The 15,678-nt window shown below is 71.0% G+C and carries 14 protein-coding genes, 1 rRNA gene and 1 riboswitch; of the genes, 12 read left to right on the forward strand and 3 right to left on the reverse strand.

Going from position 1 to position 15,678, the window contains the following annotated elements; translation table 11 throughout:
* The 11 genes from rrf to ABTY59_RS34780 all read left to right on the forward strand — a co-directional run.
* Positions 1-72: ribosomal RNA gene (gene rrf, locus ABTY59_RS37735) — 5S ribosomal RNA — on the forward strand; the annotation flags it as partial.
* Between the two features lie 149 nt (positions 73-221).
* On the forward strand, positions 222-830 hold the full coding sequence (gene clsA / locus ABTY59_RS34735; RefSeq protein ID WP_351181077.1) for a cardiolipin synthase ClsA: 609 nt from the start codon (positions 222-224) through the stop codon (positions 828-830).
* Positions 831-946: 116 nt separating this feature from the next.
* A complete protein-coding gene (locus ABTY59_RS34740) occupies positions 947-3,442 on the forward strand; it encodes a sugar phosphate nucleotidyltransferase (protein ID WP_352023124.1) in 2,496 nt (831 codons plus the stop codon).
* Between the two features lie 101 nt (positions 3,443-3,543).
* Positions 3,544-4,473: a DUF881 domain-containing protein gene (locus ABTY59_RS34745; RefSeq protein ID WP_352023125.1), complete on the forward strand. Its 930-nt coding sequence runs from the start codon at positions 3,544-3,546 to the stop codon at positions 4,471-4,473.
* Complete coding sequence (locus ABTY59_RS34750) at positions 4,470-4,802, forward strand: small basic family protein (RefSeq protein ID WP_015032176.1); 333 nt, start codon at positions 4,470-4,472, stop codon at positions 4,800-4,802. Before ABTY59_RS34745 ends, ABTY59_RS34750 begins: the two co-directional genes overlap by 4 nt.
* The gene (locus ABTY59_RS34755; protein ID WP_352023126.1) at positions 4,799-5,824 is read left to right on the forward strand and encodes a DUF881 domain-containing protein; all 1,026 of its coding nucleotides are present in this window, start codon (positions 4,799-4,801) and stop codon (positions 5,822-5,824) included. The genes ABTY59_RS34750 and ABTY59_RS34755 overlap by 4 nt, the downstream gene beginning before the upstream one ends.
* Before the next feature lie 81 nt (positions 5,825-5,905).
* Positions 5,906-6,847 (forward strand): FHA domain-containing protein, encoded by a 942-nt coding sequence (locus tag ABTY59_RS34760; RefSeq protein WP_352023177.1) that lies wholly within the window; start codon positions 5,906-5,908, stop codon positions 6,845-6,847.
* Between the two features lie 31 nt (positions 6,848-6,878).
* Positions 6,879-7,625 carry a transcriptional regulator FtsR gene (gene ftsR / locus ABTY59_RS34765; RefSeq protein ID WP_352023127.1) on the forward strand — a complete coding sequence of 249 codons (747 nt, stop codon included), beginning with the start codon at positions 6,879-6,881 and terminating at the stop codon, positions 7,623-7,625.
* 185 nt (positions 7,626-7,810) lie between these two features.
* Positions 7,811-8,284 (forward strand): bifunctional nuclease family protein, encoded by a 474-nt coding sequence (locus tag ABTY59_RS34770; RefSeq protein ID WP_352023128.1) that lies wholly within the window; start codon positions 7,811-7,813, stop codon positions 8,282-8,284.
* 192 nt (positions 8,285-8,476) lie between these two features.
* Positions 8,477-9,094: a MerR family transcriptional regulator gene (locus ABTY59_RS34775; RefSeq protein WP_352023129.1), complete on the forward strand. Its 618-nt coding sequence runs from the start codon at positions 8,477-8,479 to the stop codon at positions 9,092-9,094.
* A 117-nt stretch (positions 9,095-9,211) separates the two neighbouring features.
* Positions 9,212-10,582, forward strand: a complete 1,371-nt coding sequence (locus tag ABTY59_RS34780; RefSeq protein WP_352023130.1) for a DNA polymerase IV — start codon at positions 9,212-9,214, stop codon at positions 10,580-10,582.
* Between the two features lie 51 nt (positions 10,583-10,633).
* On the opposite strand, the gene ABTY59_RS34785 is transcribed toward ABTY59_RS34780, so the two are convergent.
* Entirely contained in the window at positions 10,634-11,008 is a 375-nt protein-coding gene (locus tag ABTY59_RS34785) for a PRC-barrel domain-containing protein (protein WP_352023131.1), read from the reverse strand.
* 113 nt (positions 11,009-11,121) lie between these two features.
* Positions 11,122-11,221: riboswitch (glycine riboswitch) on the forward strand.
* Positions 11,222-11,400: 179 nt separating this feature from the next.
* On the opposite strand from ABTY59_RS34785, the gene gcvP reads away from it, so the two are divergent.
* Positions 11,401-14,286, forward strand: a complete 2,886-nt coding sequence (gene gcvP, locus ABTY59_RS34790; RefSeq protein ID WP_352023132.1) for an aminomethyl-transferring glycine dehydrogenase — start codon at positions 11,401-11,403, stop codon at positions 14,284-14,286.
* 82 nt (positions 14,287-14,368) lie between these two features.
* Here the strand turns inward: gcvP and ABTY59_RS34795 are convergent, their stop codons facing one another.
* Together ABTY59_RS34795 and ABTY59_RS34800 are read right to left on the reverse strand one after the other, a co-directional pair.
* Entirely contained in the window at positions 14,369-14,575 is a 207-nt protein-coding gene (locus ABTY59_RS34795) for a DUF5999 family protein (protein ID WP_116162112.1), read from the reverse strand.
* 332 nt (positions 14,576-14,907) lie between these two features.
* Positions 14,908-15,498, reverse strand: a complete 591-nt coding sequence (locus ABTY59_RS34800) for a hypothetical protein (RefSeq protein WP_352023133.1) — start codon at positions 15,496-15,498, stop codon at positions 14,908-14,910.
* Positions 15,499-15,678: the final 180 nt, after the last annotated feature.

Consider the following 15,678-nt stretch of genomic DNA (forward strand, 5'->3'; position numbering starts at 1 on the left):
CCGGAAGCTAAGCCTTTCAGCGCCGATGGTACTGCAGGGGGGACCCTGTGGGAGAGTAGGACGCCGCCGAACAATTTTTAGCCTCAACCCCTGGATTATGTCCGGGGGTTGAGGCATTTTTGCGTTCTGCCACCGGGCACTGCCCCCTGTGCGCGGCGGTGTTGTGGCTGAGGGTAAGGTCAGGGGGCATCGTCCGTACGTTCCCAGCAGGAGGCCCCCGGGTGGAGGTCCAGGAGACTCGCGTTCAGACCGACCGGGTCCTCACCATCCCCAACATTCTGAGCATGGCTCGCCTCGTCGGCGTGCCGCTCTTCCTGTGGCTGATTCTCCGACCCGTGTTCGGTGGACCCAACAGCGATGGCTGGGCCCTGCTCGTGCTGATGCTCAGCGGTGTCAGCGACTACCTCGACGGGAAACTGGCCCGGCGCTGGAACCAGATCAGCAGCCTCGGCCGGCTGCTCGATCCGGCCGCCGACCGTCTGTACATCCTGTCCACTCTCGTGGGGCTCACCTGGCGGGAGATCCTTCCCCTCTGGCTGACCGCCGCGCTCCTGGCGCGCGAGGCCATGCTGCTCGTGATGGTGGGAATCCTCCGCCGGCACGGCTACCCGCCGCCGCAGGTGAACTTCCTCGGGAAAGCTGCGACTTTCAACTTGATGTACGCCTTCCCGCTGCTGCTTCTCAGTGACGGAACGGGCTGGCTCTCGTCACTCGCTGAAGTTTTCGGGTGGGCCTTCGCCGGATGGGGTACAACTCTGTATTGGTGGGCAGGGATCCTCTACGTGGTCCAGGTCCGTCGACTCGTGAAGGCGGATACCGCGGCCGATTGAGCCCGTCTGTCCTGTGTCGAGCAGCGTCGCCGGCAACAACGAGGACGTCCGAGGGCCTCTGAGCGGACAGGTGAAGTCGGCAGGACCGTCGTCTCTTCAAGGAGGACGCTTCCGACATGAAGGCCGTCGTGATGGCCGGTGGCGAAGGAACCCGCCTTCGCCCCATGACCTCGAGCATGCCCAAGCCTCTTCTGCCGGTGGTGAACCGGCCGATCATGGAGCACGTCCTACGACTGCTCAAGAGGCACGGTCTCAACGAGACCGTCGTCACCGTGCAGTTTCTCGCCTCTCTCGTCAGGAACTACTTCGGCGACGGAGAAGAGCTCGGGATGGAGCTCACGTATGCCAACGAGGAAAAGCCACTCGGTACAGCGGGAAGTGTGAAGAACGCCGAGGAAGCGTTGAAGGACGACGCTTTCCTCGTCATCTCGGGGGACGCGCTCACGGATTTCGACCTCTCCGATCTCATCGCCTTCCACAAGGAGAAGGGAGCCCTCGTCACGGTCTGTCTGACGCGGGTCCCCAATCCACTGGAATTCGGGATCACGATCGTCGACGAAGAGGGCAAGGTCGAGCGCTTCCTGGAGAAGCCCACCTGGGGCCAGGTCTTCTCGGACACCGTGAACACGGGCATCTACGTCATGGAGCCCGAGGTCTTCGACTACGTCGAAGCGGACGTTCCGGTGGACTGGTCGGGTGATGTCTTCCCGCAGCTGATGAAGGAGGGCAAGCCGATCTTCGGCTATGTCGCCGAGGGCTACTGGGAGGACGTCGGCACCCACGAGAGCTATGTGAAGGCCCAGGCGGACGTCCTGGAGGGCAAGGTCCAGGTCGACATCGACGGCTTCGAGATCTCGCCCGGGGTGTGGGTCTCCGAAGGCGCCGAGGTGCACCCCGACGCCGTGCTCCGCGGACCGCTCTACATCGGCGACTACGCCAAGGTGGAGGCGGACGCCGAGATCCGGGAGCACACCGTCATCGGCTCGAACGTGGTCGTGAAGAGCGGCGCCTTCCTGCACAAGGCCGTCGTCCACGACAACGTCTACATCGGGCAGCAGAGCAATCTGCGGGGCTGTGTGATCGGGAAGAACACCGACATCATGCGGGCCGCCCGGATCGAGGACGGAGCCGTCATCGGGGACGAGTGCCTCGTCGGTGAAGAATCGATCGTGCAGGGGAACGTGCGCGTCTACCCCTTCAAGACGATCGAGGCCGGCGCGTTCGTCAACACCTCGGTCATCTGGGAGTCCCGGGGACAGGCCCATCTCTTCGGGGCGCGCGGGGTCTCCGGCATCCTGAACGTGGAGATCACCCCCGAGCTGGCCGTCCGGCTCGCCGGCGCGTACGCGACGACCTTGAAGAAGGGGTCGACCGTCACCACCGCGCGCGACCACTCCCGTGGCGCCCGTGCACTCAAACGGGCGGTGATCTCGGCGCTCCAGGCCAGTGCCATCGATGTACGGGACCTGGAGAACGTACCGCTGCCCGTGGCGCGCCAGCAGACCGCCCGGGGGAGCGCGGGCGGGATCATGGTGCGGACCTCACCCGGCGTGCCCGACTCCGTCGACATCATGTTCTTCGACGAACGCGGCGCGGACCTCTCGCAGGGCGGGCAGCGGAAGCTCGACCGGGTGTTCGCGCGTCAGGAGTACCGGCGGGCCTTCCCCGGTGAGATCGGCGACCTCTCCTTCCCGGCGAGCGTCTTCGACTCGTACACCGGCTCGCTGCTGCGGAACGTCGACACCTCCGGCATCGCGGAAGCCGGGCTGAAGGTCGTCGTGGACGCCTCCAACGGCAGCGCCGGGCTCGTCCTGCCCAGCCTCCTCGGGCGGCTCCAGGTCGACTCGCTGACCATCAATCCCGGGCTCGACGAGTCCCGGCCCACCGAGTCGGCCGAGAGCCGGCGGGCCGGTCTCGTGCGGCTCGGGGAGATCGTGGCCTCGGCGCGGGCCGCGTTCGGGGTGCGGTTCGACCCCGTCGGCGAGCGGCTCTCGCTCGTGGACGAGCGGGGGCGGATCATCGAGGACGACCGGGCGCTCCTGGTGATGCTGGACCTGGTGGCCGCCGAGCGGCGGTCCGGGCGGGTCGCGCTGCCGGTCACCACGACCCGTATCGCCGAGCAGGTCGCCGCGTACCACGGCACGCAGGTCGAGTGGACGACCACCTCGCCCGACGACCTCACGCGGGTCGGGCGCGAGGAGTCGACGATCTTCGGCGGCGACGGGCGCGGCGGGTTCATCGTGCCCGAGTTCAGCAGCGTCTTCGACGGGGCCGCCGCGTTCGTGCGGTTGATCGGCCTGGTGGCGCGGACGCAGCTCACGCTGAGCCAGATCGACGCCCGGATCCCGCGGGCGCACGTCCTGCGGCGGGACATCGCGACCCCGTGGGCCGTGAAGGGTCTCGTGATGCGGCGGGTGGTGGAGGCGGCGGGCAGCCGGTCCGTGGACACCACCGACGGCGTGCGGGTGGTGGAGGCCGACGGTCGGTGGGTGATGGTGCTGCCCGACCCCGCGGAGGCCGTCACCCATCTGTGGGCCGAAGGCCCCGACGACACCTCCGCGCAGGCCCTGCTCGACGAGTGGGCCGAGGTGGTCGACAGCGCAGGTAACTGACGGTCCGGGCGGTCGCGGCCGGGAGGTGCCCGAGGGGCGCCTCCCGGCCGCACCGAGGGGCCATTCGGCGGTAGGCCGTGCGACGTGCGACGATGTGCGGCATGTCGCAGCAGCCCCCCGTTCGGAGCACCGGATCACCGCCGCCGCGTCCGGACGCGTCCATGTCGCTGCTGAACAACGTGATCGACCACGCCCTCGACGACGGCTATGCCGAGGCGACCGCCCGGCGGGCAGCCGAGGGCGGCGGCATGCCCCGTAACCTGCGGGCCAGACTCGGTGTCGCCGCGGGCCTTCTGCTCGCGGCCGCCGTGGTGACCGTCGGCGCCGCCGAAGCGCGGATCTCCGCGCCGGTCGTCGCCAAGGAGCGGCAGGACCTGATCGACCGGATCGAGAAGGAGACGTCGACCGCCGACCAGCTGGAGGAGGACGTCGAGCGGATCCGGGACGAGGTCGGAGCGCGCCAGCGGCAGGCCCTGCAGCAGCACGGCGGCGACCAGGCCGAGCTCGTGGCGCTCCTCTCGGGCGCGACGCCCGTGCACGGCCCCGGGGTGAAGCTCGTCGTCGACGACGCCAAGGACACCGACACCGGCGGTGGCGGGCCGAGGGAGAGCGCCGGCTTCTCCGACACGGGCCGGGTCCGCGACCGGGACATGCAGCGGGTGGTCAACGGGCTGTGGGAATCGGGCGCCGAGGCCGTCGCGATCAACGGGCAGCGGCTGACGTCGCTGTCCGCGATCCGGGCCGCCGGTGACGCCATACTGGTCGACAACAAGCCGCTGGTGCCGCCGTACACCGTCCTCGCGATCGGGGACGGACAGCGGCTGAGCACCGCGTTCCAGGACAGCGCCGACGGGCAGTACCTGCACGCGCTGGTGGAGAACTTCGGGATCAGGAGCAGGATCTCGGCCGAGGGCGACGTGCGCCTGCCGGCCGCGCCGAGCCTGACCGTACGTACCGCAGAGCCGAGGGGGGCCGGGGCGGCGACGCCGTCCGGTCGGGCCACGGCCGACACAGGGAAGGGCACATCGTGATCGCCGTACTGGGCCTGATCGTCGGAGTCGTGGTCGGACTGTTGGTCCGTCCCGAGGTTCCGGCGGTGGTCGAGCCCTATCTTCCGATCGCCGTGGTCGCCGCCCTCGACGCGGTCTTCGGCGGCCTGCGGGCCATGCTCGACGGGATCTTCGTCGACAAGGTCTTCGTGGTCTCGTTCCTCTCCAACGTGGTCGTCGCCGCGCTGATCGTGTTCCTCGGCGACAAGCTGGGCGTGGGCGCGCAGCTCTCGACCGGTGTGGTGGTCGTGCTCGGCATCCGGATCTTCTCCAACGCGGCCGCCATCCGGCGTCACGTGTTCCGGGCGTGAGGCCGATGAACGAGCAGCCTTCGAACCCCGAGAAGCCCGAGAAGCCCGTGGACCCCGAGAGCCCAGGGGCGGCCGGGAGCGCCGGTGGTCCCGGGAGGCCGGAGCCGGTGCAGCCGCCTGTCGAGCAGGCGCCTGTGGCGCAGCCCCCGGTCGTGGAGCCGCCCGTCGTGAAGCCCGGGGCCGTACGGCCCGAGGCCGTGCAGCCGTCCGTCGGGCAGCCGTCCGTCGGGCAGCCGGAGGCCGGGGCGTCCGACGTCTCCTCGCCCGGGCCCGCGGGCCCCGGTGCTCCGGGCGGCGCCGAGCCGAGCGGGCGGCGGCGGCTCGCCTCCGCCCTGTGGCCGCCGCGGGTGACCCGGGCCCAACTCGTCGTCGCTCTGCTGCTGTTCGTCCTCGGTCTGGGCCTGGCCATCCAGGTCTCCTCCACGAGCGAGAACAGCGCGCTGCGCGGGGCCCGTCAGGAGGACCTCGTGCGGATCCTCGACGAGCTCGACGACCGCACGCAGCGCCTGGAGGACGAGAAGGCGCGTCTGGAGAAGCAGCGCTCCGAGCTGGAGTCCAGCTCGGACCAGGCCGAGGAGGCGCGCAAGCAGACCCAGGAGAAGGAGCAGCAGCTCGGCATCCTGGCCGGCAGCGTCGCCGCCGAGGGGCCGGGCATCACCCTCACCGTGGGCGATCCCACGGGGGCGGTCGAGTCGGACATGCTGCTCGACGCCATCCAGGAGCTGCGCGCGGCGGGCGCCGAGGCGATCCAGGTCAACGGTGTCCGGGTGGTCGCGGACAGTTATTTCACCGGTAGCGGTGATGACATGCGGATCGATGGAACGAAGGTGGCCGCTCCGTACGTCTTCAAGGTCATCGGCAAGCCGGAGGATCTCGAGCCCGCGCTCAACATCCCCGGCGGTGTCGTGCAGACCCTGGAGAAGGAGCAGGCCACGGCCACGGTGGAGCGGTCGGCGAAGATCGTCGTCGACGCCTTGCGACCCGCGAAGCGGCCTGACTACGCTCAGTCGTCCTCCCAGTGAGAGGGGGACGAGGGGGGTCCCGCGACAAGGGCATGACGTTGCGGGGGGTCGGCGCACCACAACGGTGGTGCGTGGTGGAAACTGTCCGGAGGATACGGACGTTGTGAAGGTGTCCGGGTCGGCAGGTGTGAAGGATCTCGGTTCGTCCTGCCCCACGGGCGGGTCTGTTTCGGTCAAGGGGAATCGCCCGTGAGTTTTTTTGCGAAGTTGTTCGGCAAGAGCGGACGCGAGGACGGCGGTAACGCCAAGCACCGCGCGTCGCGCCACGCCCAGAGCGAGGAGCAGGGCGGCGAACGCCCGCTCTTCCGCGACGAGGTCGACGGTCGGGGCGGTGACATTCCGGGCACACAGGGCGCGTCTTCTGTTGACCCCGCCGGGGCCGCCCGCATAGGTTTCGGAGAACCATCAACCTCAAGTACGGGTGGAGGGTTTGCGCCCGACCCGTACGCGACACAGACCTCGGCGGGGCAGCCGCGGCAGGAGGATGCGTCCATGCCGGTGTGCACGAGGTGCGGTCACCGCAACACGGCCGACAGCCGCTTCTGCTCCCACTGCGGCACGCCGCTGCGGGGCGGGGTCGCCGCCGAGCGTGCGTCGGAGACGACGTCGACGATCTCCATCTCGGGGCTCGAGGCGTACGACGCCGAGGTCACCGGCCAGACCGCCGTTCCGTCGCTGTCTCCCGAGGCGCTCGCCGCCGTGGAGGCGCTGCCCTCGGGCTCCGCGCTCCTCGTGGTGCGTCGGGGACCGAACTCGGGCAGCCGGTTCCTGCTCGACGGTGAGCTGACCACGGCCGGTCGTCACCCGCAGAGCGACATCTTCCTGGACGACTTCACCGTCTCCCGGCGGCATGTCGAGTTCCGGCGGGCGCAGGACGGCAGCTTCACCGTCGCCGACGTCGGCAGCCTCAACGGCACGTACGTCAACCGTGAGCCGATCGACTCGGTCGTTCTGTCCAATGGCGACGAGGTGCAGATCGGCAAGTACCGGCTGGTCTTCTACTCGAGCCAGCGAGGCGTGTGACGCCTCGGGGAAGCCCCTTCAGGGAAGGTCCATGCTGCGAACACCGACGGGCGGTGCCGGGTCCGGCACCGCCACCGCGGGCGACCGGCTGGTGAGCATCGGAACGGTGCTGAACCAGCTGCGCGACGAGTTTCCCGAAGTGACGATCTCCAAGATCCGGTTCCTGGAGGCCGAAGGGCTGGTCGAGCCCCGTCGGACGGCCTCCGGCTACCGGAAGTTCAGCCCGCAGGACGTGGAGCGGCTCGCCCGCATCCTGCGGATGCAGCGGGACCACTACCTTCCGCTGAAGGTGATCCGCGAGCACCTCGACGCCCTTGAGCGGGGCGAGCCGATCAAGCTCCCGGCGCCCGGGCGGCGGCGGGACCTGGTCGAAGGGGCCTGGGACGAGGGCGAGGCGGAGTCGCCGACCGTCGCCCGTCTCGGGCGGGCCGAACTGATCGCCGCGGCCGAGGTGACCGAGGCCGAGCTCGCCGAGTGGGAGTCGTACGGTCTGATCGCCGAGGCGGAGGGCGGTGGCTACGACGCCGAGACCGTCACCGTCGCCCGGCTCGTCGCGGACCTGGGGCGCTTCGGTCTGGAACCCCGGCACCTGCGGGCCGTGAAGGCGGCCGCCGACCGGGAGGCCGGGCTGATCGAGCAGGTGGTCGCGCCGCTGCGCCGGCACCGCAACCCGCAGACCAGGGCCCATGCGGAGGCCACGGCCAAGGAGCTCGCCGCTCAGTCGGTGCGGCTGCACGCCGCGCTCGTCCAGACCGCTCTGGGCGTCCGGCTCCAGTGACCCGGGGCCTCGGGAGGGGTTCCGGAAGGTGCCGCGAACCGGCCTGGCGGCTCCCGGGAAAGGGCCTCGGACGCGGTTCGCGGGGTGTCCGGCGGGGCTTCGGACGCGGTTCGCGGGGTGTCCGGCGGGGGGCTCAGGACCGGCCCGACTATCCAAACCGGTCGGGCACGTCCTAGGGTTGCTGTGTGAACGAGCTCGACGTTGTGGGTGTCCGGGTGGAAATGCCCTCCAACCAGCCGATCGTGCTCCTGCGTGAAGTGGGAGGCGATCGGTACCTCCCCATCTGGATCGGACCGGGGGAGGCGACCGCGATCGCCTTCGCCCAGCAGGGGATGGCCCCTCCGCGGCCGCTGACGCACGACCTGTTCAAGGACGTGCTGGAGGCCGTGGGGCAGGAGCTCACCCAGGTCCGCATCACGGATCTGCGTGACGGGGTCTTCTACGCCGAGCTGGTCTTCGCCAGCGGCGTCGAGGTGAGCGCGCGGCCGTCGGACGCGATAGCACTGGCCCTGCGGACCGGGACGCCGATCTTCGGCAGCGACGGTGTGCTGGACGACGCCGGTATCGCGATTCCGGACGAGCAGGAGGACGAGGTGGAGAAGTTCCGCGAGTTCCTCGACCAGATCTCGCCGGAGGACTTCGGGAGCAGCAGCCAGTGAGGCGGAGCGGTGCGGCCGGAGGCCGTCCGCGGGGTGCCGTCAGGGCATTCGACTAGCCGTTCCCCGGAGAGGGACACGCGAAACCACTCTCAGGGTGATTATCACTCGGCGTGCCGAGTGTGGCGATCGTTGACGCACCCCGAGTGACTGCCTACCTTCGTGTGGGCAGGTCAAGGACGGAGGGTCGGCGTGATGAGCAGCGCGGACGGTACGGCAGGGAGCTCGCTCGGACGCGTGTCCGGGGAGAGCGGTCCGTATCCGCTTCACGGCAGTGTGGGCGACTCCGGGACGGACACCGGTGCCGGCGTGGCCGACGAGGCGATCGGCTACCGGGGACCGACGGCCTGCGCGGCCGCCGGGATCACCTATCGCCAGCTGGACTACTGGGCGCGCACGGGACTCGTCGAGCCGAGCGTCCGGCCCGCTTACGGGTCGGGGACGCAGCGTCTCTACAGCTTCCGCGACGTCGTCGTGCTGAAGATCGTCAAGCGGTTCCTCGACACCGGGGTGGCCCTGCAGAACATCCGGGCCGCCGTGCAGCACCTGCGCGCCCGGGGCTTCCGGGACCTGGAACGCATGACGCTCATGAGCGACGGGGCCACGGTCTACGAGTGCTCCTCGCCCGACGAGGTCGTCGACCTCCTCCAGGGCGGGCAGGGCGTCTTCGGCATCGCCGTCGGGGTGGTGTGGCGCGACGTCGAGGCGGCGCTCTCGCAGCTCCACGGGGAGCGGGTCGACACCGGCGAGACGCTGGTCGGCCACAACCCCGGCGACGAGCTGGCGCGACGGCGGCGCGACAGGGCCGTCTGAGGGCGCCTGCCGGGCGGCCGGGTCCCGTGGGGGCGGGTGGCCGCTCCCGGGGGCTCGGCGGACGCTCCCGGGTGTTCCGCGGGGGCGTTGTCAGTGGCGTACGGCAGCATCGGACGTGTGAGAGCCGCGCCCACGATCCTGCATCTCGACATGGATGCCTTCTTCGCCGCCGCCGAGCAGGCGTCGAAGCCCAGCCTGCGCGGAAAGCCCGTGGTCGTCGGCGGTCTCGGGCCGCGGGGCGTCGTCGCCACCGCCTCCTACGAGGCCCGGCGCTTCGGCGTGCACTCGGCCATGCCGATGGGCCAGGCGCGGCGGCTCGCGCCGCACGCGGCCTATCTCGTGCCGCGCTTCGCCTTCTACCGCTCGATCAGCGAGCAGGTCATGGGGCTGCTCCGTGGGCTGTCCCCGCTCGTGGAGCCCCTCAGCCTCGACGAGGCCTTCGTCGACCTGGAGGCGGGCGAGGTCGCCGACGACAGCGCGAGCGCGCGGGCCGTGGGGGAGCGGCTGCGGGTCGACATCCTCGCGACCACGGGGCTCACCGGGTCCGTGGGGCTCGCCGGGTCCAAGATGATCGCGAAGATCGCCTCCGAGGAGGCCAAGCCGGACGGTCTCGTCCTCATCGAACCCGGCACCGAGCGGGAGCTGCTCGGGCCGCGGTCGGTGCGCATCCTGCCCGGGGTCGGGCCGGCCACCGGGGAGCACCTGCGGCGTGCGGGGATGACCACCGTCTCCGACCTCGTGGAGGCGGGCGAGGACGAGCTCGTACGGCTCCTGGGGCGGGCGCACGGGGCCTCGCTGCACCGGATGGCCCAGGGGTACGACGACCGGCCCGTGGTGGCCGAGAGGGACGCCAAGTCCGTGTCGGTCGAGGACACCTTCGACGTGGACCTGCACGACCGGGTGCGGATCCGGACCGAGGTCGAGCGGATCGCGGAGCGCTGCGTGGGGCGGCTGCGGGCCTCCGGGCACTCGGGCCGGACCATCGTCCTGAAGGTGCGGCGCTACGACTTCTCGACGCTCACCCGGTCCGAGACGCTGCGGGGGCCGACGGACGACCCGGCCGTCGTACGGGAGGCCGCGGGGCGGCTCCTGGAGGCCGTGGACACCACGGGGGGCGTGCGGCTGCTGGGGGTCGGGGTGAGCGGGCTGGCGGACTACACGCAGGAGGACCTGTTCGCACAGGCGGAGGCGGAGGCGGGCGCCTCCGCAGCCGAGCGGCCGGCGGAGGAGGTCGTGGCCCCGGAGGCGGAGGAGGCGCGTTCCGCCCCCGCGGTGGAGAGCGCCGAGCGGGTGTGGGCGCCCGGGCACGACGTGCGGCACGCCGTGCACGGGGCCGGGTGGGTCCAGGGGAGCGGGGTCGGGCGGGTCACGGTGCGGTTCGAGGAGCCGTGGTCCGGTCCGGGGCGGGTGCGGACGTTCGCCGTGGACGACCCGGAACTCCAGCCGTCGGAGCCGTTGCCGCTGGTGCGGGGGGACGAGGCGGCGTGACGCTGCCCACCCGCGCCGTCGCGCGGGTGGGTCCGTCCTCGGACGGTGGGCTCAGGCGCCGTCCTGGCCCGCCAGGCGGCCGAAGTCCTTGTCCGGCGCGTCCGTGGGCGGGGGCGGGAGGGCCAGGCTGTAGTGGCGGTAGAGCTGGAGCTCCTGCTCGGGGGAGAGATGGCGGCCCACGCCGAAGTCGGGGGCGTCCTTGATCAGTGCCCTCTCGTAGGGGATGTGGAGGCCGTCGTCGAGCAGGGCGCTCGGCTCCAGGGGGACGAACGCGTCCCGGCTGAACAGGCCGGTACGGACGGCGGCCCATTCGGGGATGCCGGTCGCGTCGTCCAGGTACACCTCGTCCACGGTTCCGATCTTGTGCCCGTTCCGGTCGAACGCCTTGCGGCCGATCAGGCTGCGCGGATCGATGTCGGTCTGCACGGTCCCTCCAACTGGTCGCAACTGCTCTACACCCCTACGAAAGTGCACATCTGGGATGTCGGCCACTTGAGCGATGGGAGCCGCAACCTCGCTGGTAGGCTGGTTGTGGCTGTCGACCCCGTGCGGGAGAGTCCCCCGGAGAAATCTTCCGGTGGGCGCCGAAGGAGCAAATCCTCCCCGGAATCTCTCAGGCCCCTGTACCGCGCGGACGAGGTCACTCTGGAAAGCAGAGCGGATGCCCGACGGCATTCCGCTCTCACCGACGGTGAAAGCCGGCGTGCCGCGAGGCGTGCCGGTGAAACTCTCAGGTTGAGATGACAGAGGGGGAGGCCGTCCGGGTACCCGCGCCGTGGTGCCCCTCGCAGGTCGTGACGACCAGGAGGCCTCCGTACATGACCGCCAACCGCACTCCGCTCTCCGAGCTCGAACAGGGCATCCCGTTCGAGCAGCGGCACATCGGGCCCGACGCCGAGGCCCGGGCCAAGATGCTCGCCCAGGTCGGTTACGGCTCGCTCGACGAGCTCACGGCCGCCGCGGTGCCGGACGTGATCAAGAACGCCGAGGCCCTGGGCCTGCCGGCCGCGCGCACCGAGGCCGAGGTCCTCGCCGAGCTCCGCACGCTCGCCGACCGCAACCAGGTCCTCGCCCCGATGATCGGGCTCGGCTACTACGGGACCTTCACCCCGCCGGTCATCCTCCGGAACGTGATGGAGAACCCCGCCTGGTACACGGCCTACACGCCGTACCAGCCGGAGATCTCCCAGGGCCGCCTGGAGGCCCTCCTCAACTTCCAGACCATGGTCGCCGACCTCACCGGTCTGCCCACCTCCGGCGCGTCCCTCCTCGACGAGGGCACCGCCGCCGCCGAGGCCATGGCCCTGGCCCGGCGCGTCGGCAAGGTCAAGGGCGGGGTCTTCCTCGTCGACGCCGACGCCCTGCCGCAGACCATCGCCGTCATCGAGACCCGCGCCGAGCCGACCGGTGTCGAGGTCGTCGTCGCCGATCTGAGCGCCGGCATCCCCGCCGACGTCGCCGAGCGCGGTGTCTTCGGCGTGCTTGTGCAGTACCCCGGTGCCTCCGGCGCCGTCCGCGACATCAAGCCGCTGATCGACGCCGCGCACGAGCTCGGCGCGATCGTCACCGTCGCCGCCGACCTGCTCGCGCTCACCCTGCTCACCTCGCCCGGCGAGCTGGGCGCCGACATCGCCGTCGGCACCACGCAGCGCTTCGGCGTCCCGATGGGCTTCGGCGGTCCGCACGCCGGTTACATGGCCGTCCAGGACAAGCACGCCCGCTCCCTGCCCGGCCGCCTCGTGGGCGTCTCCGTCGACGCCGACGGCAACCGCGCCTACCGCCTGGCCCTGCAGACCCGCGAGCAGCACATCCGCCGCGAGAAGGCCACCAGCAACATCTGTACCGCTCAGGTGCTGCTCGCCGTCATGGCCGGCATGTACGCCGTGTACCACGGTCCGGACGGTCTGAAGCAGATCGCCGCGCGCACCCACCGGTACGCCGCGATCCTCGCCGCCGGGCTCACCGCCGGCGGCGTCGAGGTCGTGCACGGCGCGTTCTTCGACACCGTCACCGTCCGCGTGCCCGGCAGGACCGACGAGGTCGTCGCCGCCGCCCGCCGGGCCGGGGTGAACCTCCACCGCGTCGACGCCGACCTCGTCTCGATCGCCTGCGACGAGACCACCGGCCGCGAGCAGCTCGCCGCCGTCTGGGGCGCCTTCGGTGTCGAGGGCGACATCGAGGCCCTGGACGCCTCCGTCGACGAGACGCTGCCCGCCGGTCTGCTGCGCTCCGACGCGTACCTGACCCACCCGGTCTTCCACGCGCACCGCTCCGAGACCTCGATGCTGCGCTACCTGCGCAAGCTCGCGGACCGCGACTACGCGCTCGACCGCGGCATGATCCCGCTCGGCTCCTGCACCATGAAGCTGAACGCGACCACCGAGATGGAGCCGGTGACCTGGCCCGAGTTCGGCCAGATCCACCCCTTCGCCCCGATCGAGCAGGCGCAGGGCTACGTCACGCTCATCACCGAGCTGGAGGAGCGCCTCGCCGAGGTCACCGGCTACGACAAGGTGTCGATCCAGCCGAACGCCGGTTCGCAGGGTGAGCTCGCGGGTCTGCTCGCCGTCCGCGCCTACCACCGCGCCAACGGCGACGAGCAGCGCACCGTCTGCCTCATCCCGTCCTCCGCGCACGGCACCAACGCCGCCTCCGCCGTGATGGCCGGCATGAAGGTCGTCGTCGTCAAGACCGCCGACGACGGCGAGATCGACGTCGAGGACCTGCGCGCCAAGATCGCCCAGTACCGTGACGAGCTGTCCGTGCTGATGATCACCTACCCGTCCACGCACGGCGTCTTCGAGGAGCACGTCGCCGACATCTGCGCCGAGGTCCACGAGGCCGGCGGCCAGGTGTACGTCGACGGTGCCAACCTCAACGCGCTGGTCGGCCTGGCCAAGCCGGGTCACTTCGGCGGCGACGTCTCGCACCTGAACCTGCACAAGACCTTCTGTATCCCGCACGGCGGCGGCGGCCCCGGCGTCGGTCCGGTCGGCGTCCGCTCCCACCTCGCCCCGTACCTGCCGAACCACCCGCTCCAGCCCACCGCAGGCCCGGAGACGGGCGTCGGTCCGATCTCGGCCGCCCCCTGGGGCTCCGCCGGCATCCTGCCGATCTCCTGGTCGTACGTGCGCCTCATGGGCGGCGAGGGCCTCAAGCGCGCCACCCAGGTCGCGGTGCTCGCGGCGAACTACATCGCCAAGCGCCTGGAGCCGCACTTCCCGGTGCTCTACACCGGTCCGAACGGGCTCGTCGCGCACGAGTGCATCGTGGACATCCGCCCGCTGGCCAAGGCCACCGGCGTCAGCGTCGACGACATCGCCAAGCGCCTCATCGACTACGGCTTCCACGCGCCGACGATGTCGTTCCCGGTGGCCGGCACGCTGATGATCGAGCCGACCGAGTCCGAGGACCTGACCGAGCTCGACCGCTTCTGCGACACGATGATCGCGATCCGGAACGAGATCGAGAAGGTCGCCTCGGGCGAGTGGCCCGCCGACGACAACCCGCTGCACAACGCCCCGCACACCGCGGCGGCGCTGGGCGGCGAGTGGAACCACCCGTACACGCGCGACGAGGCGGTCTTCCCGGCCGGTGTCTCGGCCGCCGACAAGTACTGGCCGCCGGTGCGCCGCATCGACGGTGCCTTCGGCGACCGGAACCTGGTCTGCTCCTGCCCGCCGCTGGACGAGTACGACAACTGAGCACGCGCCGAGGGCCGGTTCGGAGGATCTCCTCCGGGCCGGCCCTCGGCGTCTCCTCGTACGACGTCCCGGTGCGCCGCCCTCAGGCCGCGGTCGTCACCTGTCCCGCGGTCAGCGGCCGGTGCGGGGCGATGATCTGCCCGTCCGGCAGCAGTTCACCGGTGTCCTCGAAGAGCAGGACGCCGTTGCACAGCAGGCTCCAGCCCTGCTCCGGGTGGTGTGCCACCAGTCGGGCCGCCTCCCGGTCGGCTGAGTCGGCGGTCGGACAGGCAGGCTGGTGCTGGCACATGGGTGGGTTCTTTCGCTGCGTCGTGGTGGATGTCCTGCGGCTCTGCGCGCTCATGGCCGCCCCCGTCGGTCGGTTCGGTTCCGGTCCCAGTCTTGCCCCACGGACGGTCTTCCGCAGGTATTTCGCGGCAGCTCGTCCTTTCCCGGGAAGACGCATCACCCGCAGGGGCGGTTCAGGTCAACTGCACCGTCTCTTCGGGTGGTTCGGAATGGTCCGAGCGGGCTAGTCCGTACGGGAGGGGCGTTCGGGCGGCGCGTTCGGGCGCACTGTTCGGACAGGAGTGCGCCCCGTGACCCGAGCGGGTCACGGGGCGGGGACGCGCGTGCGGCGGATCAGGCGGGCGCCGGCGAGCCCAGAAGGGGCGGCGGCGCGAGTCGCGTACTGAGCACGGGCAGGAGGTCGGCGACCTGGTACGGGCGGTGGGCCGCGATCCCCGGGGGTGCGGGGGCCAGGGGCACCATCAGATCGGCCGCGGCCGGAGCGGCGATCGTGTCGTCCGCCTCCGGGTCGGGCTGGAGCCAGAGCGTCAGCATGTAGAGCTCCGGCACGGAGAGCAGCCTCGGCAGGTACGTGACGGGCAGGGCCTCGGCCTGGAGCAGGGCCCGCTCGGTGGCGGCGACGTACGGGCCCTCGAAGAAGTGCGAGAAGGCCCAGCCGTCCGGGGTGAGCATGGTGTCCGCGGCGGCGATCGCCCGGTCGCCGTTCCGGATCAGGAAGCGCCAGCCGGCGAGCCGGGTGCGGGGTGCGAGCCCCGGCGCTCCGGTGACGCCGAGGACGTGCACGGGCAGCGGGTGTTCGGGGCTCAGTGGTCCCTGCGCGGTCCGCAGTGCGGGAGTTCGCGGCTCGCGGACGGCGGTCGGTGAGCCGAGGGCCGCGAGGACGCTGCGGAGGGCCGGCGCAGGGGCCGGGGAGGGTCGGAGCATGGTGGGTCGCCTCTCACTCAGGAGACACGGTGACGCGTGGGCAGGTACGACGGCGCTGTCGGCGGCGGGGCCAGAGAAGGGCCATGGGGCCATGGCGGGGCGCCAACACTCTGCCTCGTCCGCGGAGTTTATACGACACGTGTTCACACAGTGTTTCCGCTAGACCTCGCGGATATTCCT

Source organism: Streptomyces sp. NPDC096079 (assembly GCF_040303145.1).
GTDB lineage: Bacteria > Actinomycetota > Actinomycetes > Streptomycetales > Streptomycetaceae > Streptomyces.